This window comes from Pseudomonas shirazica (genome assembly GCF_015168335.1).
GTDB lineage: Bacteria > Pseudomonadota > Gammaproteobacteria > Pseudomonadales > Pseudomonadaceae > Aquipseudomonas > Aquipseudomonas asiatica.
The window spans coordinates 2499328-2523861 of sequence record NZ_CP063456.1; the positions used below are offsets into that span (position 1 = coordinate 2499328).

Sequence of the window (24534 nt, forward strand, 5' to 3'; positions counted from 1 at the left end):
CTCTTCATGAAATGGTTCCGCACGGCTGGTGCCCCAGGGCGCACTCGCAGCCGGTTTCTCGATACATTCCCTGCTCCTGCAGGGGGCTTGCCACAAGCGCAAAGCAAAACAGCGTTCTGCTCGTCACTACCTCCTTGTCCAGGCTCAGCAGGAGCTGTCACAGCATGGGCGAGGTACACAATCCAAAGGCCGTGACTGAACGCAAGGCAATTACCGCTGTTCAACCGTTGCCTCAGCACGACCCAAGCATTAGCATATCACTCGTTATTGTAAGTGCAGCCTATCCACGTGCATAGAGGGCAAGCGCCTGTGCGCCCTGTGCTAGGACTTCAGGCAGTTCAACAAAGCGGCTGCCAGAGCGGGACAAGCCAAGCTGAATACGTATCCACAAATCAGTACTGAAGGATTGCCACCATGCTGCGCAAACTCTCACTGGCGATAGCCGTGTCTTGTGCGTCCAACGGAGTGGTCTGGGCAGCTGACGTGCCCCAAACAGTGAAGACCGACCTGGTCAGCGTCTACCAGGAAGCGGTCGACAATAATGCTGACCTGGCTGCAGCCCGCGCCGATTACGGCGCCCGCCGCGAAGTGGTGCCGCAGGCCCGTGCCGGGTTGCTGCCCAATCTTTCGGCCGGTGCCGAGATGCAGAACACCCGCACCAAGTTCGACGAGCCGTCGGCCACCAGCAACCGCAGCGGCAATACCTGGAGCGCGACCCTGGCGCAACCGATCTTTCGCGCTGACCGCTGGTTCCAGTTGCAGGCGGCCGAGGCGGTCAACGAACAGGCGGCACTGGAGCTGTCGGCGACCGAGCAGAACCTGATCCTGCAAACCGCGCAAAACTACTTCGCCGTGCTCCGCGCCCAGGACAACCTGGCCGCGACCAAGGCTGAGGAAGCTGCCTTCAAGCGCCAGCTGGACCAGTCCAACGAACGGTTCGACGTCGGCCTTTCCGACAAGACCGACGTACTGCAATCCCAAGCTAGCTATGACACGGCACGGGCCAACCGGATCATTGCCGAGCGCCAGGTACAGGATGCCTTCGAGGCACTGGTTACCCTGACCAACCGCGAGTACTCCTCGATCCAGGGCGTGGTGCATACCCTACCGGTACAGGTGCCAACGCCCAACGACGCCATGGCCTGGGTTGAAACCGCCGGGCGCCAGAACCTCAACCTGCTGGCCACCAACCACGCGGTCACCGCTGCCGAGGAAACCCTGCGCCAGCGCAAGGCCGGCCATGCGCCGACGCTGGATGCGGTTGCCAAGTACCAGAAAGGGGACAACGACAATCTTGGCTTCACCAACTCGGCCGCCCAGCCAAACGTGCACTACGGTGGCGACGTGGAGCAGACCAGCATCGGCCTGCAGTTGAACATTCCTATCTACAGCGGCGGCCTGACCAGCTCGCAGGTGCGCGAGGCCTACCAGCGCCTGAGCCAGAGCGAGCAGCAGCGCGAAAGCCTGCGCCGCCAGGTGGTGGAGAACACCCGCAACCTGCACCGCGCAGTGAACACCGACGTGGAACAGGTGCAGGCGCGCAAGCAGTCGATCATCTCCAACCAGAGCGCGCTGGAAGCCACCGAGATCGGCTATCAGGTGGGTACCCGCAACATCGTCGACGTGCTCGATGCCCAGCGTCAGCTGTACACCTCGGTGCGCGACTACAACAACAGCCGCTATGACTACATCCTCGACAACCTGAGCCTGAAGCAGGCGGCCGGCACCTTGAGCCCGCAGGACCTGCAGGACCTCAAGCGATACCTGAAGCCGGACTACAACCCGGACAAGGACTTCCTGCCGCCGGACTTGGCGGCAGCTGCGAAGAAGAATCTCGAGCGCAGCCGCTGAGGCGTCTTGCTTGCGTATCGGGGCAGTGATAAATTCGACTCTAATGAGTCTTTATTGGCTCATTTAAGCCATTAAAGTCCATTTCTAGGTATCTCGCTACACGTGAGGGGCTCACTTGGAAAAGGTAATCACGAAGGACTTCGCCCCTCACGAAACTACCGAAAGCCAGTACAGCTGTTTTCCCAGGACTTACTTCGCGAAAAATCGATCAGACGCTGACGACAGCACTGTTCAAATAATGCGCCGCCCTCCCCGGGCAATTGCCAAGGAATAGAAATGCTTTTAAGAACCACCGCTATGCTACTTGCATTTTGCAGCCTGCCATTGTTGGCTGCCGAGCACGAGCTTCCCTCCGGCAAGGACGTCATGCGACAGAACCAGGCACAGATACAGAACAACCTGGATGATGCCGACTACAAACGCAAAATCGTGGTTAAAAACAACATGGGCCTGGAGGGTCAGGAAAACGAAAAATTCTGGCCGATCTATAACACCTACCGGGCAGAGGCCCTGAAAATCAACAAGAACATCCTGGAAACCATGATCGACTACGGCCAGGCCTATAACAAAGGCTATGTGACCGATGAGCTGGCCACAGAGTTGCTCGATCGGATTTACACCCTCCAGGAAGACCACATAGAACTCCGTGAGAAGTACACACGGCGCATCGCTAGTGCTGTTTCCCCTAAACGCGCCATGCGTTTCCTGCAGATTGAAACACAGCTGGATGCGCTACTCGAACTTGATATCAGCCGGAAAACTCCATTAGCGGAGTAGGTCAGCATAGTGATGCCCGTCCTGGACGAGATGCGTAGCAACTTCGCAAGCCAGGCGCGAGCGCTATAACAATATCCCTTATCTAAAAACAACATCTTGAGAGCATGACCATGAAAAGCGCCTTGGTATCGATATTTTCCGTCTGTGTGTCACTCACCTCCCTGGCCCATGCGGCACAACCCCCAGAGAGCGTGTTCAATCGCAGTTGCCAGATGTGCCATAACGGCCAGCTACCGATGGCGCCGAAAAAAGGTGACGCCGAAGCCTGGAAGCCGCGGCTCGCTCAAGGCAAGGATGTGCTGGTCAAGCATGTCACGGAAGGTTTCAACGCCATGCCTGCCCGCGGCTTGTGCATGGACTGCACAGCAGAGGACTATGCAGCGGTGATCGACTGGATGTCCAAGCCTTGAGCTGATTGTTCTCAGAAACACATATTCACATAACTGTTGTTGTCATATATGTGACTGCTTGCTAGCCTCCTGGATACCTACAAAAAAACGGTCCGGGAGGACGCTCATGCAAGACTCGATAAGCAGGGCTTTTCATGAAGATGGCGCCGTGTTGGTCAAGGGGCTTCTGAACCAGGAGCAACTGGCGCGCTGTCGTGAAGCGTATGACTGGGCCGTGGAAAACCATGGCCCCCATGCAACCCGAATGTTCGCTGGCACTACGCAGCAGTCGCATGTCGACAATGCCAACCCGGTGGCCAAACAGCGCCTCGAAGCGCTTGTCGAAACCCTGCCGCTGGGCAACCTCTTTGCCCGGATCTGGGGTTCGCGGAATGTCTGGTATTTTGCTGAAGAGGTCTTCCTGAAAGCCGGCGGGCAAGGCTCCCGGACCCTCTGGCACCAGGACACCTCCTACCTGCCCTGGGCCGGCGAGCATTGGGGCAATGCCTGGATCAGCTTCGAATCCATCCCGCAACGCAACGCCCTGGAGATCATCCGTGGTTCGCATCGTGGGCCACGCTACGATGGCACCACGTTCGCCGACCCTGATGATCCGACGCAACCGCTGCACGACAACGGCGCCCTTCCCCGCCTGCCCGACATCGAAGCCGAGCGCAAACTGAACCCACACGCTTACGATGTGCTGTCGTGGGCCACCGAACCCGGTGACGTGATCCTGCTGCATCCGGCGTCCTTGCACGGCGGCGCTCCAGTCGACAGCGACTTCCCCAGCCGCCACACCTTCGTTTTCCGCTTCTTCGGTGACGACGCCACCTTCAAGCCGCTACCGAAGGAAAGCAAAGCGGGATACCCACCGCAAGGCGTGCTGTTCACCGAAGAGCTCAAGCAGCTCACGGCCGGTGCCGCGTTTCGCCATCCCACCTTCCGCCAGGTTGTCTGAACAGGAGGCACCATGAATACCACCCCCTTGAAACGGCTAGCGATCAATCCACCGCCAACCCAGCTGTTCTACGATCAGTTTCACTATTCCCAGGCAACCCGCGTTGGCGACCTCATCTGGGTATCGGGGCAGGTCGGCATCGACAGCGAAATGAAACCTGAAAGCGACGTGGCAGCCCAGATACACCTGGCATTCCAGTCGCTGGCCAAGGTGCTGCAAGCGGCTGGTGCAGGCCTGGAGGATGTGGTCGAACTGACCACTTTTCACACCCGGCTACGGGCTGACATGCCAGTATTCGCCAGTATCAAGGATGAATACTTCCCCTCACAGTATCCTTCCTGGACTGCGGTCGGTATCACAGAGCTAGCCCTGCCAGAGCTGGTAGTGGAGATTCGCGCGGTAGCTGTAGCAGGAAGCGGTAGCGCCTGACTCGGCGGTGATTGGCAAAGGCCCGGCTGCCGCTTCAATCGGCGTGGAGAATCATTCCTGTCTTCAGGCAGGTGTAATCCACGCTCGATTTCTCTATGCTGAGCCAACCGTGGAAGCCAGCCACCTGATCCAGAAACGTTTTCGTCCTGAAATCCTGAGACCCCATGCCTGATTCCAAGTCACCTTCCAGAACAGCCACCACTTCCGCCGGTACGAGTGCACCTCGCAGTTCAACACGCCGGGGACGGCCCGTGGGCGACCGCGACGCCAAGCGTGCAGAATTGCTGGAGGCGGCCATTACCGTGATCGCGCGGGATGGCTACGCCGGGGCTTCGATGCGCAATGTCGCAAAACACGCAGGCTGCACCACAGGCGCGGTGACCTATTACTTCGCCAACAAGGAAGAGATGATCACTGAGGTCGCCCAGAGCCTGTTCGACCAGGTCGACACGATGTTGGCAGCGAATCAGGCGGAGATGAACATTCCCGCGTTACTCCGACAGTGGATGGAGTGGGTCAACGATGGCGAGTCGACGCTCTGGCTTTCCTGGTTGCAATTGCTGACCCATGCACGGCACGAGCCGGCGTTCGCACATGTCATCAAGCAGCGCTATGCCAGATTCCGCCAGGTGTTTACCGTGGTGATCGAGGAAGAGCAGCGCCAAGGCAAAGTCCGCGACGACCTACCGCCGGATGTACTGGCTGACCAGATCAGCACCATCTGCGACGGCTGGCTGATGATGATGCCGATCGAGCCCGAGCGCTTCAGCGCCGAGCGCGGGAATACCCTGCTCGATGCGCTCATCACGCTGATAGCGCCCCCTGCCAAGCACAGGCGCTCGCGCAAAGCCTGATCGAAGCAGAACCATAAGGCGTAGGCCGGACGGGAATTCGTCCGGCCCTGGCTAATCTCGCCCCGCCTTTGGGCGGTGAAGCCTCCTACTTGGACGCGTTCTTATACACGCTCAGTGCCCTGTTGGCTGCGGCCAGGCACCCTTTCCCATCGCCCTTTTCCCGAGCTTCCTTGGCCTGCGCAATCAGTTTTCGAATATCCGTGGCCACTCCACCGTGTTGGCCGGCGCCCTCGGAACGCTCGATAGCGTCGAGCTGGTCGATCTTGGCAGTACAGTTGTCGGCTTCGGTCTTGTCCGCGGCATAGACCACTGGCGCGCTGATGATCGATGCAACGGCTATCACTTTCAACATGTTCATGGGTAGCTCCTCGGGTTGTGTGCAGCAAATTTGGATAACGCCGACTATTTAATATAGGTCGCGTAGGGATCGACGCCCGATTTTCGGGGCTGAAACGATGACTGGACGCTCGCTCCCTCTTTGCACGACGATCGCGCTGCGCTATTTTACATAACTACGGTTATTTAAATACAACAATAGCGTGCCGAGGCAAAAAAATGAACACTGAAGACACGTCTTCGCCGGCATGCCGCCGGCGTCTGCTTCTGCAGGCGCTCGCTGGCGTGGCGTTGGCAGGTGGTACGGGGCTCGCCGGGCGAGCGCTGGCCCAGACGGTAGAGGCAGCCCCGTCAGATGTACTGGACGTGGTTGTCATCGGCGCCGGGCTTGCCGGCCTCACCGCAGCCAGAGATCTGCATCGCGCTGGCTGCACCTCCTTCGCCGTACTGGAGGCTCGGGATCGAGTAGGGGGACGAACCGTCAACCATCAGCTCGGCGGCGGTGTGATCGCGGAGGCCGGAGGGCAATGGGCAGGCCCCGGACAGACGGCCATCTTCGACTTGGCACGCGAACTGGAAGTAGAGACCTTCCCGAGCTATTACCAGGGTCGCAATGTCTATCTGGCGGGCGACGCCCGATACGAGGAAGATCTCAGCGCCGCCCATGGCAACCCTGTCACTGCGAAGCTCAACCAACTATCGCGGAAGGTTCCGAGCAAGGAGCCGTGGACCGCAGCCGATGCGGCCGAAATCGACAAGCTGTCGGTAGCCCAATGGCTGACGAGTCAAGGCATCGACAATGCCAGCCGTTTCAGCTTTGACACCTCAATAGGCCTGACCACCGGTACTCCGCCAGCCAGCCTGGCCCTGCTCCACTACCTCTCACTTATCAACTCGGCCGACTGCAGCATGGAAAAGCTGGAGGGCTTCCATGGCGGCGCCCAGGAGACCCGCTTCGTGGGCGGTTCCCATGTATTGAGCACGCGCATGGCAGAGGCGTTGGGCGACCGCATGAGGCTGTCCAGCCCGGTACGCAAGATCGCCAACTGGGACAGGGACATCGTCGAAATCTACACAGACCAGGGGCTGGTCCGCGCCCGCCAGGTGATCGTTGCACTGCATCCCGCACTGTGCCACCAGATTGTCTTCGAGCCGGCTTTGCCCGAGGGGCGCGCGCAACTGCAACGGCTGTGGCCTGCCCATGCACCGATGCGCAAGACGGTGCATGTCTACGACCGGCCATTCTGGCGAGACAAAGGGCTCAATGGGCAGATCAGCCAGGCCGATGGCCCCCTGATCTTTTCCTGCGACAACTCGCCCGCCGATGGCAGCGTCGGCATCCTTTCGGCGTTCGTGCGCAGCGCCCAGCTAACACATGAAGCCGAACGGGCGAGCCAGACGCTGGCCGGCATTTTTGCCCAGGCATTGGGTGATGAAGCCTTGCAGTTCAGGCAGTACCACGATCACGACTGGGCCAAGGTCGACCCCTGGACCTTGACCTGCGTCGGCGCCATCCCTCCCGGTTTTCTCACCCGTTGGGGCCGCTACCTGAAACCTGCCGTCGGTCGACTGATCTGGTCGGGCACCGAAACCGCTGACATCTGGGCCAGCAGCATGGATGGCGCAGTGCGCTCCGGCCACCGAGCTGCCCTGGAAGCGTTGCAGGCGCTGGTTGCCAATCGGAGGAACGCATGATGAAACGCGCTTTGCTGATAGGTGTTGCGATCGGCGTTACCGGGCTTGTGCTGGCGGCAGTCATTGCCGGCCCGCAAATGCTAGCAGGCTATCGATTCATGAGTGCACTGGACAGCCATTACGCCCGCTACGACGCCGATGTCGGAACCTGGCCGCAACCCCAGGATACCTGCAACGCATGCCATGGTGCCTCCGGGCAGTCACAGAACGAGCAGTACCCATCCCTCGCCGGGCAGCAGGCCAGCTACCTCCAGACACAACTCAAGGAATTTGCCGAGGGCAAACGGCAAAGTGCGCAAATGGAGCCACTGGCCGCAACATTGACCGACGACCAGATCGCGTCGCTGGCGCAGTATTTTGCCCGGCAGGCGCCGCTGCGCACAGACACCCCGGCGGCGGATGAGCGGTTGTCGGCCGAGGGCCAGGCGAGCGCCGCAGCGCGTGGCTGTAGCGCCTGTCATGGCAGCGATTTCATGGGCGGGGCAGCTGGGCCGCGCCTCGCCGGGCAGGGACAAGCTTATCTGCTCAGCCAGCTCCTGGCGTTCAAGCAGGGCACGCGGACAGACCCGAGTGGGGCCATGAACGCGACTGCCGGTCTACTTTCGCCAGCCGAGGCACAAGCGCTGGCGCACTACCTCGCAGGCCTTGCCGCCGCCAGCCGCTGACCTGTCAAAGGGCGGATGCTCAGCCTCCGCCCCTGTTCCACGGCGCTATCACGCGAGCTTGGTGCGGCGGGAAAAAAACGTTTCGAACTTAAACATAACAGTCGTTGCGTTAAAGTCGAGAGCGGATTACAGTGCAGTCAAACAACAACAATCAACGGAGCGCATCGTATGCACGACTCCATTGCCCCACCCGCTGCCGGCCACCCTCCTCCGGGCCTCAGCACTGCCGTCTCGCGGCTGCCGAACGACTACCGCGTGATCGCGTGCGCGCTGATACCCACCTTTCAATCAATGACCCGGTCAAATTCCGAAGGCGCGGAGACTCCATGAGCAACCTTCATTTCGATACCTTGATCATCGGTGCAGGCCTGTCCGGCATCGGCACGGCGTGCCATCTGATGGACGAGTTTCCCAACCGCAATCTCGCCATTCTGGAACGGCGTGAATGCATGGGCGGAACCTGGGACTTGTTCCGCTATCCAGGCATCCGCTCCGACTCGGACATGCTGAGTTACGGCTACAAGTTCCGCCTGTGGGACAGCCCCAAGGTGCTGGCTGACGGAGCCTCGATCCGGCGCTACATCCAGGACACGGCAAAGCAGTACGGCCTTGCCGACAAGATCCATTACGGCCTCAGGACCCTCAGTGCGAACTGGTGCAGCCAGCAGCGCCTGTGGCAATTGACGGTGCTGCACGAAGCCAGCGGGGATATCCGGCATTACACCTGCCGATTCCTGCTCTGCTGCACCGGCTACTACAACCATGACGAGGGTTTTCTGCCCGCCTTTCCAGGGGAGAACGACTTCAAAGGTGTGCGGATCCATCCCCAGCATTGGCCCGAGGACCTGGACTATCGCGACAAGAATGTCGTGGTCATTGGCAGCGGCGCAACCGCTGCCACGCTGATTCCGGCGATGGCCGACAAGACCCGCCATATCACGATGCTGCAACGCTCCCCCTCGTACATCTACTCGTTGCCTTCGACCGATAAGCTCACGGGCGTGCTCTCCCGCATCATGCCCGCAAGCTGGGCGCTCGGCCTGGCACGCAAACGCAACATCATGCTGTACCGCGCCGTTTACATTGCCTGCCGGCAATGGCCACGCCTGATGCGCAGGATCATCCTGGCACACGTGCGCCGCCAGGTAGGCCCGAATGCCGACATGCGCCACTTCACCCCGACTTACATGCCTTGGGACGAGCGCCTGTGCGCCGTACCCGACGGCGACCTGTTCAAGTCCATTCGCAACGGCCAGGCGTCGGTGGAAACGGACCATATCGAGCGTTTCACCGAGCATGGCATTCGACTCAAGTCGGGCAAGGAGCTGCCTGCCGACATCATCATCACTGCCACCGGGCTGCGTTTGCAGTTGCTCGGCGGCATGACCGTCTCGGTCGACGGCACGCCGTACCCGATCGGCGAGCAGATGACCTACAAGGGTGTGCTGCTGGAAAACCTGCCGAACATGGCCTGGATCTTCGGCTACACCAACGTTTCGTGGACGCTGAAGGTCGGCCTGGCCGCCACTTACCTGTGCCGCCTGTTCCGCTACATGGAACAACGCAACCTGGATGTCGTGACGCCTTACGACAACGCCAACAACGCGTTGAGCGACGGGATCCTGAATTCGATGAAGTCCGGCTACATCCAGCGTGACCAGCACTTCCTGCCGCGTCAGGGCCGGTCGCACCCCTGGTTCGTATTCATGCACTACGGGCGCGACAAGAAGATGTTGCTCAAGGACCCGATCGAAGACCACCACCTGGAGTTCCAGCGCGCCCAGCAACAAGCACTCACCCCGCGGCCCGCCAAGGTCACCGGTTGAACCACGACGCCCACGGCCTCGCCGCCAGTGCGTGAAAAACAAGAAAGGTAAAAGGCTGAATATCATGCTAGGTCAAATGATGACGCTCCCGCTGACCATTCCTTCACTGCTGGAGCATGCGCAGCGGTATCACGGCGATACGGAAATCGTTTCCTGCCTCCCTGACGGCGCCCTGCACCGCTACACCTATGCCGACGCTCACCAGCGTGCCAGGCAAGCCGCCAACGCCCTGACCCGCCTGGGCGTCAAACCTGGCGACCGGGTGGGTACCCTGGCCTGGAATGGCTACCGTCATTTCGAGCTCTACTATGCGATTTCGGGCATGGGGGCGATCACCCACACCATCAACCCGCGACTGTTCCCGGAGCAGGTCGCGTGGATCATCGGGCATGCCGAAGACGAGGTGGTCTGCTTTGACGAGAGCTTCGCTCCGCTGGTCGCCGACATCGCGGCGCAGTGCCCGAGCGTGAAGCACTGGATCGCCTTGTCGGATGCTGCGCAGATGCCGACTGCGGGCGAGACCCGCCTGCTGTGCTACGAGGAGCTGCTGGCTGCCGAGCCCGCGACGTTCGTCTGGCCGACCCTCGATGAGCATGCGGCGGCGGCGCTGTGCTACACCTCCGGAACCACCGGCAACCCCAAGGGCGTGCTCTACTCCCATCGCGCCACGCTGCTGCACGCGCTGTCCAGTGCCCTGCCCGACTCGCTCTCGCTGTCGGCCCGCGAGGTCGTGGCACCGATCGTGCCAATGTTCCATGTCAATGCCTGGGGGCTGCCGTACTCCGCGGCCTTGGTGGGCGCCAAGCTAGTGCTGCCCGGTGCCGGCCTTGATGGTCAGAGCGTCTTCAAGCTGTTCGAACAGGAAGGTGTCACCTTCTCGGCCGGCGTGCCCACCGTGTGGCTGAGCCTTCAGCAGTACATGCAGCAGACCGGAAAGCGCCTGCCCAGCCTGCAGCGTCTGGTGGTCGGTGGTGCCGCCTGTCCGCCTGCACTGATGCGCAGCTTCGAACAGGAGTTCGGTATCCGGATCCAGCACGCCTGGGGCATGACCGAAATGTCACCGACGGGCACCGTCAATACCTTGAAAGCGTCGCACCTGCCCCTGGACGAAGAAGCGCGCTTTGCCATCAGCATCAAGCAAGGTCGACCACTGTTCGGCATCGAGCTGAAAACCGTTGACGATGATGGCAACGAGGTAGTGCGTGACGGCAAGACCTCGGGAGCCCTGGTTGTACGTGGCCATTGGGTGGTCGATCGCTACTACCGCAGTGATGAAACGCCGCTGGTGAACGGCTGGTTCCCGACCGGCGACGTCGCCAGTCTCGACCAGGACGGGTTCATGCAGATCACCGACCGGGCCAAGGATGTGATCAAGTCGGGCGGTGAGTGGATCAGTTCAATCGAGCTGGAGAACATCGCCATGGGCCACCCTGCCGTCGCTGAAGCTGCCGCGCTGGGCATCGCCCATCCGAAATGGGACGAACGCCCGCTGCTGGTAGTTGTCGCCAAGCCTGGAGAGGCGCCGACCCGTGAGGCGATCCTCGCGCTCTATACCGGCAAAGTGGCACGCTTCTGCATCCCTGACGACGTGGTGTTCGTCGAGGCACTGCCGCACACTGCCACCGGCAAGGTCAGCAAGATCCAGTTGCGCCAGGCGTTGCGTGACTACCAATGGCCGGGCTCACCAGCGCGCGAGGTGGCGTCATGAACGCCCCTGCGAGAAGCCGGGCCGATACCCGTTTCATCGACCCGAGCGAAGGTCGCTGGAAGCGCAGGCTGCTCAACCTGCTATTGCGCCTGTCGGTCAAGTCCCGCCACGGCATGGGTATCGATATCCAGCGCCTGCGCAAGCAGTTCGCGCAGCTGGATCGCCAAGGCCAAGCGCTACCAACGGACGTGCTTCGGACGAGAGTCTCGTGCAACGGTACCCCTGCACATTGGCTGTCGCCGGCCAGTTGCAGGCAGGAGCGCGTGCTGCTGTACATCCACGGTGGTGCGTTCGTCGCCTACACCCCGCAGATTTATGCCGCAATGGTGGCGAACTGGTGCAGACCGCTCAAGGCCAGGGCGCTGATGGTGGACTACAGCCTCGCGCCCGAGTGCCCCTTCCCCACGGCGCTTGATCAGGCTCATGCCACCTACCGATGGCTGCTCGAACAGGGGACCAGGCCCGAACACATCGTGATCGCTGGCGACTCCGCCGGCGGCAACCTTGCGCTGGCGCTGATGCAGCGGCTCAGGGACGAGGGAGCACAACTGCCAAGCTGCGCAGTGCTGTTGTCACCGTTCCTCGATTTCACCCTCAGTGGTGCGAGCGCGCTGGGCAATGCCCGTCACGACCCGATCTTCACCCTGCCTTTCGCGATCGCTATCCGCGGTTTCTACGCATCGGCCGAAAAACACGCGTCGCCTGAAGTGTCGCCCTTGTTCGGCTCCTTCGCCGGCTTGCCACCACTGTTATTGCAAGTAGGCAGCACCGAAATGCTGCTGGACGACTCGGTCCGCGCGGCGGCCAGCGCGGCGGCGGCCGGAGTGCCGGTTCGCCTGGAAATCTGGCAACAGATGCCGCACGTGTTCCAGATGATTGCGGCGCTTCCGCAAGCCCTCCAGGCACAGCGCCATATCCTGGACTTCGTCAACGACCACACGAACTGGGATGGCTAGCGAACCTGTTCCTGTCCTGCCCAGACCTCCCAATGATTCCCCCGAGAACAACAACATGGAATTCGATTATCTGATCGTGGGTGCCGGCTCTGCCGGCTGTGTCCTTGCCAATCGCCTCAGTGCCGATCCCAGTGTCACCGTCTGCCTGCTCGAGGCAGGGCCGGAGGATCGATCACCACTTATCCATACTCCCTTGGGCCTGGCTGCCATCCTGCCAACGCGCCACGTCAACTGGGCATTCAAGACCACCCCTCAGCCTGGTCTGGGCGGGCGGGTAGGCTACCAGCCCCGAGGCAAGGTGCTCGGAGGCAGCAGCTCGATCAACGGTATGATCTACATCCGCGGCCATCAGGACGACTTCAATGACTGGCAGGCGCTGGGCAACGAAGGCTGGGGCTTCGACGATGTTCTGCCGTACTTTCGCAAGAGCGAAATGCACCACGGCGGCAGTAGCGAGTATCACGGAGGCGACGGCGAGCTCTACGTCAGCCCGGCCAATCGCCACGCTGCCAGCGAAGCCTTCGTGGAGTCCGCGCTGCGTGCCGGGCACAGCTATAACCCCGACTTCAACGGCGCCACTCAGGAAGGCGCTGGCTACTACGATGTGACGATTCGCGACGGCCGCCGCTGGAGCACCGCGACGGCATTCCTCAAGCCGGTCCGCCATCGCAGCAACCTTACCGTGCTCACTCATACCCATGTCGAAAGTATCGTCCTGCTGGGCAAGCAGGCGACCGGGGTACAGGCGCTGATCAAGGGCTCGCGCGTGCACCTGAGGGCGCGCAAGGAGGTCATACTGTCAGCAGGCGCCTTTGGCAGCCCGCACTTGCTGATGCTCTCCGGCATTGGTTCGGCAGCCGAACTCGAGCCCCAGGGCATCGCCCCGCGCCATGAGCTCCCGGGCGTTGGCCAGAACCTGCAGGACCACGCCGACGTGGTGCTGTGCTACAAGAGCAACGACACTTCGCTGCTGGGCTTTTCCCTGAGCGGTGGCGTGAAGATGGGCAAGGCCATGTTCGACTACGCTCGTCATCGCAATGGCCCGGTTGCGAGCAACTGCGCCGAGGCCGGCGCGTTTCTCAAGACCGATCCAGGGCTGGAGCGCCCGGATATCCAGTTGCATTCGGTGATTGGCACGGTGGATGACCATAATCGCAAACTGCACTGGGGCCATGGCTTCAGTTGCCACGTGTGCGTGCTTCGCCCCAAGAGCATCGGCAGTGTCGGCCTGGCCTCGCCAGACCCGCGCAAGGCGCCGCGTATCGACCCCAACTTCCTTGCCCACGACGACGATGTCGCAACACTGCTCAAAGGCTACCGCATCACCCGTGACATCATTGCCCAGACGCCCATGGCCAGCTTCGGACTCAGGGATATGTACAGCGCCGGCCTGCACAATGATGAACAGTTGATCGAGCTGCTGCGCAAACGCACCGACACCATCTACCACCCAATCGGCACCTGCAAGATGGGGCAGGACGAGATGGCCGTGGTGGATAGCCAGTTGCGTGTTCATGGTATCGAGGGGCTGCGCGTCGTCGATGCCTCGATCATGCCGACACTGGTCGGAGGCAATACCAACGCGGCCGCGATCATGATCGCCGAACGCGCCGCTGAGTGGATTGCCCACGGCTGACACCCTCGCCCGGACTTAAACCGCCCTGCACCATGCCAGGCATGGGCGGTTTCCACCTACCCGATCTCCCCTCCTCCCGCCCCCAAGCCTGCACGCCATCTGAACTGTGCGGGCAAGCCCGCGAACACCGTCAAAGTCGGTGCCATGCACTGCACTGCCTGCTTCGAGGGCGCGCCCGCTGCCACAGATGGCGCTGCTCGAAGGGCTTGGCGGTTTCCGACCTTTCACATCAACATAAAAAAAGCGCCCCGAAGGGCGCTAAAAAGGGCATGACGATCGTAGCGTCAACTCGATGTAGCCTCGTCAGCCCTACCCAGCAAACGCTTTTCAACGCAACATCAGGCGCATCAGGGCTTGGGTCAGGCGCCCATAGGGCGGTTTGAGCAGGAAACTGCCATTGAACTTCGCCTGGTAGAACACCGGCCGCATCTTGCTGAACGTCTGGAACCCTTCCTCGGCGTGATAGTGCCCGAGCCCTGAATTGCCCACGCCACCGAACGGCAGGTTTTCCTGCAGCACATGCAGCATCACGCTGTTGACCGAAACACCTCCGGACAATGTCTGGCGCAGCACCGTCTCGACCCGGCCGGCGTCTTCGTCGAACAGGTAGAGCGCCAAGGGCCGTTCATGGGCGTTGATGTAGCCGATTGCGTCCTCGAGCTTGCGATAAGCCAGTACCGGCAACACGGGCCCGAAGATCTCCTCCTGCATGATCAGCATGTCGTCGCGCACATCGAATACCAGGTGCGGTGTCAGCTTGCCCGCCCGACGCGCGCCATCCACATCCGCCAGCGCCACCACGCGCGCGCCTTTGTCCCGGGCGTCCGTCAGCAGCGCTTCGACACGTGCCAACTGGCGCGCATTGATCATGCAGCTGTAGTCGGGGTTGTCAGCCAACGGTTGCGGGTAATTTCGAGCCACCGCCGCCCTGGCATGCGCGAGGAATTCTTCCTCGCTGCCGGCAGGCAGGAACAGGTAGTCAGGCGCGACGCAGGTCTGCCCGGCATTCAGGCATTTGCCCCAAAGAACGGTCTCGGCGGCCTGTCTCAACGAGTAACCCGGGGCGACGATGGTAGGCGACTTGCCGCCGAGTTCCAGCGTTACCGGGGTAAGATTTTCGCTGCAATTGCGCATGATCTGCCGGCCGACCGCCGGTGAGCCGGTGAAGATCAGGTGATCGAAGGGCAGCCGCGAGAAACCGTCGTTGATACCTGCACCTGGCTGTATCACCGCCACCAGGTCCTGGTCGAACCGCTTGCCCAGCAACTCGGCGAGCAAGCGACCATAGTGGCTGGAGTCGCTGGCCACTTTGATCATGGCCCGGTTACCGGCAGCCAGGGCGCCGCATAGCGGACCCAACGTCAAGTAAAGCGGGTAGTTCCACGGCGCAGCAATCCCGATAACCCCGAGCGGCTGGGCCAGCACCGCAGCGCGCGCGGGCTTGAACCAGATCCCGACACCGCGCTTGCGCGGTTTCATCCAGCGTTTCAGGCAGCGGACCGCATGGTTGATTTCGCTGACCAGGCCGAAGATATCGAGCATCTTGGTCTCGTGCTCCGAGCGGTGGCCGAAATCTTTGGATATGGCGGCGGCGATCCGCTCGGCGTTCTCCAGCACCAGCGCCTTGAGCGCCAGCAGGTTGGCCCGCCGGGTCTGATAGGACGGGTAGCGTTCCTCGGCGAATGCGTGGCGCTGAAGCGCGAAAACTTCACGCATCCGCTCGACTTCCGGCGCGACTTGCTCGATCGACATTGTGTAAGTACTCCTGGTGGATCTCTTGGATCGCTGCGACTGCAAACTGCGGCCGCGCGGGCGGCCCCAGCATGGAAACCAAGGTGTGTCAGCGCGCTGGCACCGCTTGATGCTTTGCCCGCACCAGGGCGAAGTACGCGTAGTACAGCTGGATCATCATGAAAGACCAGCTGGCCAGCGCTATCGACATGAATACGGCCTTCGTGTCGTCCCCGGGTATTGGGTAGAAGTCATAGATGCAGGCCACCAGTAGCCCCAGCATCGCCGCCACCGTGACTCCGAAGGCGTGCAGGTACTCGCCGACCATCGCCAGGCGGCTGATGAAGTACGCCAGGTAGACCGTGTAGCCAGCCCACATGATGACGTAGAAGTAGGGAAGCGGCTTGATCATAAAATCAGCCTTGATCATCACGAACGTGCAGGCAAAAGTGATAGCGAAAATCAAAGCGTCCTTGCCCGCCGAAGGCCGGAAGCCATGGGTGACGGCCATCAGGCCAAGCACCGTGACGATCGGGATGCCAAAGCCGCGGGAAAACGCATCGCAGAAATACGAAATACCGTAGGAGAATTGCGACTGGGTCAGCAGGTAGATCAGGAAGTTGGTGCCGGAAAATGCCACGATCAACCATTCCAGGCCCAGCAGGAAGTTGGCTCTGCGCAGGAATTTGATGCCGTAGGTGCTCCCGGAAACCACCAGGAGGACGCAAGTGAGCAACGCAAGAACATCTTTGGTTTCCATAGCTCAGGTCTCTTTCTTGTAGGTATGAAGGCTTTACTTCGGGGTGGCCGCCAAGGCGGCAAGGTAATGCGCCAGCGCCTTGCGGTCTTGTGCCGAGAGGGTCTGGGTAACCGCCTTCATCGAACCGGTTGGATCGACCCGGCTGCCTTGGGCAAAGGCGTCCAGCTGTACCAGCAGGTAGTCGGCACCTTGGCCAGCCAGACGCGGGAATGCGCCTTGGCCCATCAGCTTCTCGCCATGGCAGGCAGCACAGGCACCCGCCTTGACCAGTTTCTCACCTTGCTGGCGCAGGCCAGGATCAGGCTGGAACGTGTGGTTATCCATGGGCGTCTGGCGAGCGTAGTAGTTGGCCAGCTTGTCGATTTCAGCGTCACCCAGGCTGATCGCCAGTGGCTGCATGTTCGGGAAATGACGGGTGCCATTGGCAAAGCCGTGCAACTGCGCCTTGAGGTAATCGGCAGGCTGCCCTGCCAGGCTGGGGTAACGCTGGTGCTGCGAGCTTCCGCGCATCCCATGGCAGCCGTAGCAGGCATCGGCCGTCTGGGGCCAGGGCCCGTCCGCTTCATAGGCCTGGGTAGTGCTGTCGATGTAGGTAACGAGGTGGTAGAAGCCCAGCATGTCACGGCCGAACAATGCCAGCAGGGCGACCAGCAACACTGCCGTACCCCACAACAATTTCTTTTTCATCGCTGTCCCCTATGCCCGACGTAGCGAGGCAAGCGCCTGCAGTGCACTTTGATGACCTGAACGCACGGCGCCATCCATATACCCGGCCCATATATCGGCAGTTTCAGTACCCGACCAGATGAGGTTGCCGCACGGCGGACGCAACGATTCGCCATGCTCGCTCCAGAAACCTGGCGGAATCGCCGACACGCAGGTGAGGCTCCAGGGATCTGTCAGTCCCCAGTCATGATCGTGGTAGGCGACTGGCTGCAAGGCTTCCTCACCCAATGAGCGGGCGTAGATTTCCGTCAGCACCTGCTGCGCGGCCTGGTGGTCGGAGGGCAGCATGGCATTGACGACGAAGGCGTTGATCACGCCGATTTCGCCGTTGGGTGGGGAGTTGTCCCAAGCCCATAGCAGTGGCCCCTTGACCTGCATGGTGTGGCCGTTCAGGCCCTTCTCGCGCCAGAACGGCCGCTTGTAGACCATCGCTGTCTTGCGCGCAGGGCTGTGTGCCGGCCAGGCACGCTGCAGCGCCGCGCGCCCTTCCGGCAGCGCGGGCTCGAAGCGTACCTGGTTGCACAGCGCCGGATGGATCGCGACGATGACCCGCCGGGCGCGTATCAACCCTTGGTCAGTGTGCAGCGTGACGACGTCGCGGTCCCACTCGCTGATCGCGCGCACCGGGCAGGCCAGGCGCAGCCGGTCGCCCAACTGCTCGGCCATGCGCGTGCACAGTATCTGCGAGCCACCAACGAAGCGGGTGCCCTGGGCGCTGTCCTTGATCGAGTCCAGCTTCATGTAGTCGCAGCTTGCCGAATTGATCATCGACAGGAAGTGCAGCAGGCTCATTTTGGCCGGCGCGACGCCACAGGTGAGCATGAAGCTGGTATCCCAGCCAGACCTGTCCTCAGGCTTGATATCTTGTTGCGCCAGCCAATCACCCGCCGAGAGCTTGTCCAACTCGCTGACCTTGGAAGAAGCCCATGGTTTACCGGACGGTACCAACCTGGAGAGCTCGCTGAGCTTGGCGCCGATACGTTCATCGGTGCCAAAGGTGCCTTGCAAGTCGATCTCCAGTCGCCCTTCCCCCCCAAGAACCACAGTCTTCCCCTGGTAGTAGGTGGGGAACGTGTCCACTTGAAGCTCACGGGCAAGGTCGGCGACGGCCGTCTGGCCGGGCCCGATCCACTGCCCACCGACCTCGGAGATGTAGCCCGAGCCCAGGTCGTAATTGAGCACCCGACCGCCGACCCGCTCACGGGCTTCCAGCACCTGGAATGAGCGGCACCCGGCGTTCAGCAGATCGCGGGCCGCCGTGAGCCCGGCCATGCCGGCGCCGATGATGGCGACATCCAGGATGCCCGCATCGTCGCCATGCGCAGCCGCCACAGGTTCAGCGGCGCTGGCCAGGCCGACATGCAGGCCGAGGCCGCCAACGGCCGCGGTAGCGCCAGCGAACTTCAGCAACTGCCGGCGCTTGAGATCCAATGAATTGGAGGTAGGCTTTTCAGCCATAAAGGGAGCCTCACGCTATTGTTGTTCGATTGTGCTGCGCCACTGCGTGGCGCTTCAGGTCCAGCAAGCAAGGGATGAAGCGTTAAAATGTTCAGGCGCCCAGCGGCAGGCGCAGTGCCCGGCGTCGCAACTGCAACCCGAACAACACCAGCCAGAACGGGAAGATCAGTACCACGAGCACCAGCAGGGCATTGGTCAGCGGATCAAGGGCAGCAAAGAAGCCGGAAACGAAGTACAGCCCGAAGCACCAGCCCACCACCTTCAGCGGCAGCAGGATCGAGCTGCCCCAACCGGCATTCTTCAAATGGCGCCCCACGACGATGCCCCAGAACAGGACAACAGGGCCTTCGCACCACCAGAGCCCGCGCTGGCTACCCACTGCAATGGTCGTCCATGCTGCCTCGGCGCCAGCTCGCACGGCCTCGCTGCCCGTCAGGTGCAATTGCGCCAGTGGGTTGAGCACCGAAAGCTGCAGGCCCGCACCGGTTACGCCAAGCACCACATAGGTGACGATGGACAACAGGGCCATGTCCCCGAGCGCACCTGCCTCATCGCGAAACTCGCGCCAGAAATAAGCCCCCACAGCCAGCACTGGCAGGTAGAAACCCAGGATGTCGGCGAACATCGACAGCCTGAAGTACTGCCTGACTTCAGCCGGAAGGGTCAGCATGGTCGTTCCCTGCAACGTCACGGCCATGTCACCCTGAGTGACCATGAGCATGAAACCGACATTGAGGTAGGCGAACAGTCCGCCGATGATCGAAGCCCATGCCGTGAAACGCATGGCCTCATTCGAATAATTGTTCATTGCATCTCCGGGGTGATGGATCGGCAAGGCGCCGCGCCGCGATCGGCCAGCGCCTGATCGCAGTTACGACGCTCGTGCCCGTCGATTGAGGGCGTTGTCGAGCAGGTTTACACCCGCCAGGGCGGCCTTCACCGCGCACCACTGCAAAGGTTCAGGAAGCGTCGAGGGGGTCTTGTGGCGCAGCGCCGTGAGCAAGGGCTGCTCGATGCCGCCGATACGTTCCGCCAGCAGGAAGCCGATCAGCGATTGGGTGCCAACGCCATGTCCCGAGCAACCAGCCGTGTAGTAGATATTGCTGTGCGGCCCGGTTTCACCAACCACCGGCAAGGCGTCGTAAGCAAGGCTTATATAGCCGCTCCAGCACTTGTCGATCGCCACGTCGCGCAATGACGGGAAACGGTCGTCCAGGGCTTGCCGCAACGCGGCGTACGCCGCCCGGTCCGGCTCGTTCGGGGTCTGCGAGCCGTAGGCGTACCCCAGTTGCTTGGTGGTTATCAGGAGGGTGTTGCGTGCGGTCAGGCGGTGGCTCTCCATGGTCCAGTGGGGGGTCACGATGCCCTCCCGGCCCTGCCAACCCAAGGACTGCAGTTGCGCAGCGGACAGCGGCTGTGTCTCGATGGCCGAGACCCGTAGCGGCGTGACCTTGTCGCGCAGCAAACCCAGTTGCGGCGTGTAAGCATTGGTGGCCAGGACCATGACCGGCGCGTTTGCCGAACCTTTCCTGGTTCGGCAGGTAATGGTTGGGCCGTCACTGTAGGACAGCAGCCTGGTCTGTTCGAACAAGCGAACACCAGCCTGCAATGCCGCGCGGCGCAAGCCCATCACGTACTTGCCGGGATCGAGCGTGCCACCGTGCTGAATGCAACCGAAAAGGAACGCAGGCGGAATACCGCGAGCGCGCATTTCATCGCGATCCACAAATCGAGTGACCGAGCCCAGCTCCTGTCCCAGCGCCATGCTGTGGCGCAGTCTCTTTTCCTGCGAGGGATGGATGACGGCACGGATGACACCGCTGGGCAGGTAATCGCAATCGATGGCCAGCTCACCCAGCCGTCGTTCCACGTAGGCCACGCCTTCATCGTAGAAGGACACGACCTTGCTGGCCTGTTCCACGCCGAGCCGCTTGTGGAACAGTTCGAACTCGACGCCCATGCTGCCGGCAAGGTAGCCGGCATTGCGACCGCTGGCGCCGAAGCCTGCAAATGCCTGTTCGAGGACCACCACGCTGGCACCAAGCGCGGTGAGCTCCAGGGCAGTAGACAGCCCGGCGAAGCCCGCGCCGACGATGATCACATCGGCATTGATGTCATCCCCAAGCTCCGGCTGCAGATCGTCTGGCTGTTCGACCCATCCGCCGAGAAGGCGGAACTTGTCAACGTTGCTGCTGAGCTCGGACATGGTTTGCCTCCGAAAAATTTGTTGTTGTTTCGCCAGACTCTACTGCTGCGCCCTATTTAACGCAACAGTTGTTATGTTGTTTTTTACACGTATTCGTCATCACATATGGAACGCTATTCGCCGGCATGAATAAGCCCGGCCGCACCGCTTGAGGACGGTCCGACCGAGCGGGGTCAGCGAGGGTTTCGACCTGAAGGCGTTTCGCTCACGCCATGGCGGGAAAACAGTAACGGCTGGCCGTCACCCAGCATGAGTGCTGCAGTAAGCGAGACGCCGTCGCCGCTAAGCGTCTCGTCGAAGCTGGCGCCGCCGTCCTGGCTGTTAACCAGCAGGCCGTCAAGACCTGCCACCAGTACGTGCGTGCCCTCTGCCTGTATGGCGGTAATCGAGCTACGACTGTTCAGAGGTATGCGCTGCCACGCACTTGCGTCCGGCGTGCCGCGCAACAAGGTACCGCGTTGCCCGCCTACCAGCAGACGGCCATCCGGCAGCACGGCACCACTCCACAGCGAGCCCTGGTAGCCGGTGTCCAGGTAACGCCAGGTCTTGCCCCGGTCATCCGAGCGCAGCAACTTGCCATGCTCGGCGGTGGCATAGACTGCCCCCTGCCCATCGCCGAACAGGCTCAACAGGTTCAGGTCGGCGCGACTGGCACCAGGCTGCGGTTGCAAGGTGCGTTCGGTCCAGGTTACCCCGCCGTCGTCGGTTGTCAGTATCAACGACCACAGCCCTACCGCCACGCCCTGCTGGCGATCGAAGAAGTGCACGGCGAACAGCGGGCGGTCGACATCGCTGTCGATGCGCTGCACCGCCCAGGTTTCTCCGCCATCACTACTGGCCAGGATCGCGCCCCAGTGGCCAACGGCCCAGCCGTTGCTGGTATCGACGAAGCTGACACTGGTCAACGTGCTCGACAAGGGTACGCCGTGGGCCTGCCGGTAGCTGCGCCCATGGTCGTCGGAAAGCAGCACGATGCCATGGTCACCGACGGCCACCACCCGCTCCCCCGCTTTGCCCGCACCCAGCATCATGGCCTGCGGTGCGTTGCTGGCAGGTGCCACCGGCACCGCTTTCAGCCCCGCGGCCCAGGGCGCGACCATTGGCATGGCCGCTAGCAAGGCGATGCCCACGACCCGTTTCAGGTAATGCATGTCATTCTCCTCAATGGGTCAGCGCGCCGACCATGCGTACCGGGCGCTTGCGTGGGAACACCCGTTCCAGCCAGACGGCGAACGCTGGCAGCACCGTCATGGCCATGACCATGTTGACCATGAACATGAAGGCCAGCAGCTTGCCCATGTCAGCCTGGAACTTGAGCTCGGAAAACGACCAGGTAGCCACGCCGACCGCGAGCGTGAGCGCAGTGAAGATGGTCGCGATCCCGACTTCGCGCAGGGCGTAGGCCACCGCGGTGGCGATGGGCTGGCCATGGGCCTGGTGCAGTTGGATGCGGTTGTAGATGTAGAACGCGTAGTCGACACCGATGCCCACCGCAAGGACCATCACCGGCAGGGTGGCGATGGTCAGGCCGATCTGCAGCTCCTTCATGAACCAGTAACCGATGAAGGTGCCGAGGGTCAGCGGCAAACAGCACACCAGCACCGCCCTGAGGTCGCGGTAGACGATCAACACCAACAAGGCGATCGCGGCATAGACATAGAGCAGCATCGGCGTCTCACTCTTCTCGACTTCCTCGTTGATCGCCGCGATCACCCCGGCGTTGCCTGACGCCAGGCGCACGACGATGCCGTCCTGTGGGTAGGCCGTGCGGAAAGTCTTCACTGCATCGATCACGCGGGAGATGGTGGTGGCCTTGTGGTCAGCCAGGTACAGGTGCACCGCGGTCATGCTGCAATCGGTGCGCATCAGGCCAGGCAAGCGCCCCACCTCGGCGGCCAGAGACGAATAGTTCATCGGGTCGATGGGCACCGCGCTCATCTTCGGGTTGCCCTCGTTGTAGCCCTCGTTGAACTGGCGCATCGCTGATGAGAACGACGCCACCGAGAGCACTCCGGGCACCCCTTCCATGGTCCAGACGAAGCGGTCCTGATATTGCCCCAGCGCGGTATCCTCGCAAGCATTGGCGCTGCCATCCGGCCCTGACCGGACCTCGAAGACCACGCTCAGCCAATCGAGGCCGATGTCATAATTGCTGGCGATGGCCACTGCATCGCGATTGAAGCGTGAATCCTCCCGCAGCTCCGGTGCCCCAGCCTGAAGCGAGCCGACCACACGGTCGTGGCTTTGCCACACAGCCATGACGAATACGGCCACGGCAACCACTAGCACCCAGCGGGCGTTGCGCCAGTCCGCCAGCCTCGCCAGGCCCTCCAGCCAGCGCGACCGCCGTTGGCGCGACACTTCCTCGGCAGCGGCATAGCGTGCATCGACCTTCAGCATCGAAGCCACCAACGGCAGCATCACCAGGTTGGTGACGATTTTGTAGGCGACGCCGAGAGACGCCGTAATCGCCAGTTCGCGGACCATGGGGATCGGGATCAGCAGCAGGGTGATGAAGGACACCAAAGCGGTAACCAACGCCAAGGTGCCGGGTATCAGCAGCCCGCGGAAGCTGGAGCGGGCAGCCTGCGCGACTGGCTTGCCATCGGCGATTTCGCGGACGATGTAGTTGATCTGCTGGACACCGTGGGAAACACCAATGGCGAAGACCAGGAACGGCACCAGCACCGCCAGCGGATCGAGGCCATAGCCCAACAGGCGCAAGCTACCGAATTGCCAGACCAGCGAGGTCAACGAGCAACCCAGCGCGAGCAGCGTGAAGCGCACTGAGTGGCAGTACCAGTACACCGCCGCCGCCGTCAGTAGCAAGGCCAGCAAGCAGAACTCCAGCACCGCTGCCGCGCCATCGGCGATATCACCAATCTGCTTGGCGAAACCGATCAGCTGGATCTCGAAGTCGGCATCCTCGAACGGCTCTCGTAATTGCTGCTCCAGCACACGGTTGTAGGCCACATAGTCCAGGCGCTGCCCATTGACATCGTATTCGTTGAGCTCGGCAGTGATCATCGCACTGGTCTGGTCCCTGGAAACCAGGGTACCGATATACCCGCCCTGAGCGGTGGAGTCAGCGATGCGCCCGATGATGGTGGCATCCAGCCGCTCGGGGGTCACAGTTCCCGGCACCAACGGATCGGCACGAAAGCCCTCCTCCGTGATTTCGTTGACGAAGGCGTTCGGCGTCCAGAGGGAGCGCACACTGCTGCGCGAAACGCTGGGCAGGAACGTGACTGCCTGAGTAACATCAGCCAACCGCCGCAAGCCCGCTTCGCTCCATATGCTGCCGTTGCGTGCCTTGACCACGATGGTCAAACGGTTCGCGCCAAGCAGGTCGCCGCGGTATTGCTTGAATGTCTCGACGTACTCATGGCCAATCGGCAACTGCTTCTCGAACCCGGCGTCCATGCGCAGTTGCACGGCGAACCAGGCCATACCCAGGGTGAACAGCGCGAGTATCGCCAGCACCCAGCCGCGGTGCCCGAACAACCAGGCCTCGGTGCACGCCAACGGGCCGCGCGATTGTGTTTCCTTGATCTGAATAGACATGTTCAC

General features: G+C 61.7%; 21 protein-coding genes. 12 read left to right on the forward strand and 9 right to left on the reverse strand.

The window, feature by feature from the left end; genetic code table 11:
* Window positions 1-414: 414 nt before the first annotated feature.
* From IMX18_RS11330 to IMX18_RS11355, 6 genes are all read left to right on the forward strand, one after another.
* A complete protein-coding gene (locus IMX18_RS11330; protein WP_217190399.1) occupies window positions 415-1851 on the forward strand; it encodes a TolC family outer membrane protein in 1437 nt (478 codons plus the stop codon).
* A gap of 276 nt (window positions 1852-2127) precedes the next feature.
* A complete protein-coding gene (locus IMX18_RS11335; protein WP_061302286.1) occupies window positions 2128-2628 on the forward strand; it encodes a hypothetical protein in 501 nt (166 codons plus the stop codon).
* 110 nt (window positions 2629-2738) lie between these two features.
* A complete protein-coding gene (locus IMX18_RS11340) occupies window positions 2739-3038 on the forward strand; it encodes a c-type cytochrome (protein WP_061302287.1) in 300 nt (99 codons plus the stop codon).
* Between the two features lie 106 nt (window positions 3039-3144).
* Window positions 3145-3978, forward strand: coding sequence for a phytanoyl-CoA dioxygenase family protein (locus tag IMX18_RS11345; protein WP_061302288.1), 834 nt, complete (start codon window positions 3145-3147; stop codon window positions 3976-3978).
* 12 nt (window positions 3979-3990) lie between these two features.
* Window positions 3991-4407, forward strand: a complete 417-nt coding sequence (locus tag IMX18_RS11350; protein WP_217190400.1) for a RidA family protein — start codon at window positions 3991-3993, stop codon at window positions 4405-4407.
* Between the two features lie 251 nt (window positions 4408-4658).
* The gene (locus tag IMX18_RS11355; protein WP_143110123.1) at window positions 4659-5261 is read left to right on the forward strand and encodes a TetR/AcrR family transcriptional regulator; all 603 of its coding nucleotides are present in this window, start codon (window positions 4659-4661) and stop codon (window positions 5259-5261) included.
* Window positions 5262-5346: 85 nt separating this feature from the next.
* Here the strand turns inward: IMX18_RS11355 and IMX18_RS11360 are convergent, their stop codons facing one another.
* The gene (locus IMX18_RS11360; protein WP_217190401.1) at window positions 5347-5619 is read right to left on the reverse strand and encodes a hypothetical protein; all 273 of its coding nucleotides are present in this window, start codon (window positions 5617-5619) and stop codon (window positions 5347-5349) included.
* A 197-nt stretch (window positions 5620-5816) separates the two neighbouring features.
* Here IMX18_RS11360 and IMX18_RS11365 point away from each other — a divergent pair, with 197 nt between their 5' ends.
* The 6 genes from IMX18_RS11365 (at window position 5817) to IMX18_RS11390 (ending at window position 14083) form a co-directional block, all read left to right on the forward strand.
* Entirely contained in the window at window positions 5817-7292 is a 1476-nt protein-coding gene (locus IMX18_RS11365; protein WP_217190402.1) for a flavin monoamine oxidase family protein, read from the forward strand.
* Complete coding sequence (locus IMX18_RS11370) at window positions 7289-7957, forward strand: c-type cytochrome (protein WP_325169209.1); 669 nt, start codon at window positions 7289-7291, stop codon at window positions 7955-7957. Before IMX18_RS11365 ends, IMX18_RS11370 begins: the two co-directional genes overlap by 4 nt.
* A 326-nt stretch (window positions 7958-8283) precedes the next feature.
* Window positions 8284-9783 carry a flavin-containing monooxygenase gene (locus IMX18_RS11375; RefSeq protein ID WP_217190403.1) on the forward strand — a complete coding sequence of 500 codons (1500 nt, stop codon included), beginning with the start codon at window positions 8284-8286 and terminating at the stop codon, window positions 9781-9783.
* Between the two features lie 76 nt (window positions 9784-9859).
* On the forward strand, window positions 9860-11491 hold the full coding sequence (locus IMX18_RS11380) for a 3-(methylthio)propionyl-CoA ligase (RefSeq protein WP_281069129.1): 1632 nt from the start codon (window positions 9860-9862) through the stop codon (window positions 11489-11491).
* Window positions 11488-12447, forward strand: coding sequence for an alpha/beta hydrolase (locus tag IMX18_RS11385; protein ID WP_225903933.1), 960 nt, complete (start codon window positions 11488-11490; stop codon window positions 12445-12447). Before IMX18_RS11380 ends, IMX18_RS11385 begins: the two co-directional genes overlap by 4 nt.
* 55 nt (window positions 12448-12502) lie before the next feature.
* Window positions 12503-14083: a GMC family oxidoreductase gene (locus tag IMX18_RS11390; protein ID WP_061302296.1), complete on the forward strand. Its 1581-nt coding sequence runs from the start codon at window positions 12503-12505 to the stop codon at window positions 14081-14083.
* A 327-nt stretch (window positions 14084-14410) separates the two neighbouring features.
* Here the strand turns inward: IMX18_RS11390 and IMX18_RS11395 are convergent, their stop codons facing one another.
* The 8 genes from IMX18_RS11395 to IMX18_RS11430 form a co-directional block, all read right to left on the reverse strand.
* Complete coding sequence (locus IMX18_RS11395) at window positions 14411-15835, reverse strand: coniferyl aldehyde dehydrogenase (protein WP_217190408.1); 1425 nt, start codon at window positions 15833-15835, stop codon at window positions 14411-14413.
* Window positions 15836-15923: 88 nt separating this feature from the next.
* The gene (locus tag IMX18_RS11400; protein WP_217190410.1) at window positions 15924-16574 is read right to left on the reverse strand and encodes a hypothetical protein; all 651 of its coding nucleotides are present in this window, start codon (window positions 16572-16574) and stop codon (window positions 15924-15926) included.
* A 33-nt stretch (window positions 16575-16607) separates the two neighbouring features.
* Window positions 16608-17261, reverse strand: coding sequence for a c-type cytochrome (locus IMX18_RS11405; RefSeq protein ID WP_061302298.1), 654 nt, complete (start codon window positions 17259-17261; stop codon window positions 16608-16610).
* Between the two features lie 9 nt (window positions 17262-17270).
* Window positions 17271-18758, reverse strand: coding sequence for a flavin monoamine oxidase family protein (locus IMX18_RS11410; RefSeq protein WP_061302299.1), 1488 nt, complete (start codon window positions 18756-18758; stop codon window positions 17271-17273).
* A gap of 91 nt (window positions 18759-18849) precedes the next feature.
* Complete coding sequence (locus IMX18_RS11415) at window positions 18850-19566, reverse strand: hypothetical protein (protein ID WP_061302300.1); 717 nt, start codon at window positions 19564-19566, stop codon at window positions 18850-18852.
* Between the two features lie 63 nt (window positions 19567-19629).
* On the reverse strand, window positions 19630-20964 hold the full coding sequence (locus tag IMX18_RS11420; RefSeq protein WP_217190412.1) for an NAD(P)/FAD-dependent oxidoreductase: 1335 nt from the start codon (window positions 20962-20964) through the stop codon (window positions 19630-19632).
* Between the two features lie 173 nt (window positions 20965-21137).
* On the reverse strand, window positions 21138-22115 hold the full coding sequence (locus IMX18_RS11425) for a WD40/YVTN/BNR-like repeat-containing protein (RefSeq protein WP_217190413.1): 978 nt from the start codon (window positions 22113-22115) through the stop codon (window positions 21138-21140).
* A gap of 10 nt (window positions 22116-22125) precedes the next feature.
* On the reverse strand, window positions 22126-24528 hold the full coding sequence (locus IMX18_RS11430; RefSeq protein ID WP_233467801.1) for an efflux RND transporter permease subunit: 2403 nt from the start codon (window positions 24526-24528) through the stop codon (window positions 22126-22128).
* Window positions 24529-24534: the final 6 nt, after the last annotated feature.

Excerpts from the sequence above, each read along its gene's own strand:
- IMX18_RS11330 (WP_217190399.1), top strand. The coding sequence starts at position 415 with ATGCTGCGCAAACTCTCACTGGCGATAGCCGTGTCTTGTGCGTCCAAC.
- IMX18_RS11335 (WP_061302286.1), top strand. The coding sequence starts at position 2,128 with ATGCTTTTAAGAACCACCGCTATGCTACTTGCATTTTGCAGCCTGCCA.
- IMX18_RS11340 (WP_061302287.1), top strand. The coding sequence starts at position 2,739 with ATGAAAAGCGCCTTGGTATCGATATTTTCCGTCTGTGTGTCACTCACC.
- IMX18_RS11345 (WP_061302288.1), top strand. The coding sequence starts at position 3,145 with ATGCAAGACTCGATAAGCAGGGCTTTTCATGAAGATGGCGCCGTGTTG.
- IMX18_RS11350 (WP_217190400.1), top strand. The coding sequence starts at position 3,991 with ATGAATACCACCCCCTTGAAACGGCTAGCGATCAATCCACCGCCAACC.
- IMX18_RS11360 (WP_217190401.1), bottom strand. The coding sequence starts at position 5,619 with ATGAACATGTTGAAAGTGATAGCCGTTGCATCGATCATCAGCGCGCCA.
- IMX18_RS11365 (WP_217190402.1), top strand. The coding sequence starts at position 5,817 with ATGAACACTGAAGACACGTCTTCGCCGGCATGCCGCCGGCGTCTGCTT.
- IMX18_RS11370 (WP_325169209.1), top strand. The coding sequence starts at position 7,289 with ATGATGAAACGCGCTTTGCTGATAGGTGTTGCGATCGGCGTTACCGGG.
- IMX18_RS11375 (WP_217190403.1), top strand. The coding sequence starts at position 8,284 with ATGAGCAACCTTCATTTCGATACCTTGATCATCGGTGCAGGCCTGTCC.
- IMX18_RS11380 (WP_281069129.1), top strand. The coding sequence starts at position 9,860 with ATGATGACGCTCCCGCTGACCATTCCTTCACTGCTGGAGCATGCGCAG.
- IMX18_RS11385 (WP_225903933.1), top strand. The coding sequence starts at position 11,488 with ATGAACGCCCCTGCGAGAAGCCGGGCCGATACCCGTTTCATCGACCCG.
- IMX18_RS11390 (WP_061302296.1), top strand. The coding sequence starts at position 12,503 with ATGGAATTCGATTATCTGATCGTGGGTGCCGGCTCTGCCGGCTGTGTC.
- IMX18_RS11395 (WP_217190408.1), bottom strand. The coding sequence starts at position 15,835 with ATGTCGATCGAGCAAGTCGCGCCGGAAGTCGAGCGGATGCGTGAAGTT.
- IMX18_RS11400 (WP_217190410.1), bottom strand. The coding sequence starts at position 16,574 with ATGGAAACCAAAGATGTTCTTGCGTTGCTCACTTGCGTCCTCCTGGTG.
- IMX18_RS11405 (WP_061302298.1), bottom strand. The coding sequence starts at position 17,261 with ATGAAAAAGAAATTGTTGTGGGGTACGGCAGTGTTGCTGGTCGCCCTG.
- IMX18_RS11410 (WP_061302299.1), bottom strand. The coding sequence starts at position 18,758 with ATGGCTGAAAAGCCTACCTCCAATTCATTGGATCTCAAGCGCCGGCAG.
- IMX18_RS11415 (WP_061302300.1), bottom strand. The coding sequence starts at position 19,566 with ATGAACAATTATTCGAATGAGGCCATGCGTTTCACGGCATGGGCTTCG.
- IMX18_RS11420 (WP_217190412.1), bottom strand. The coding sequence starts at position 20,964 with ATGTCCGAGCTCAGCAGCAACGTTGACAAGTTCCGCCTTCTCGGCGGA.
- IMX18_RS11425 (WP_217190413.1), bottom strand. The coding sequence starts at position 22,115 with ATGCATTACCTGAAACGGGTCGTGGGCATCGCCTTGCTAGCGGCCATG.
- IMX18_RS11430 (WP_233467801.1), bottom strand. The coding sequence starts at position 24,528 with ATGTCTATTCAGATCAAGGAAACACAATCGCGCGGCCCGTTGGCGTGC.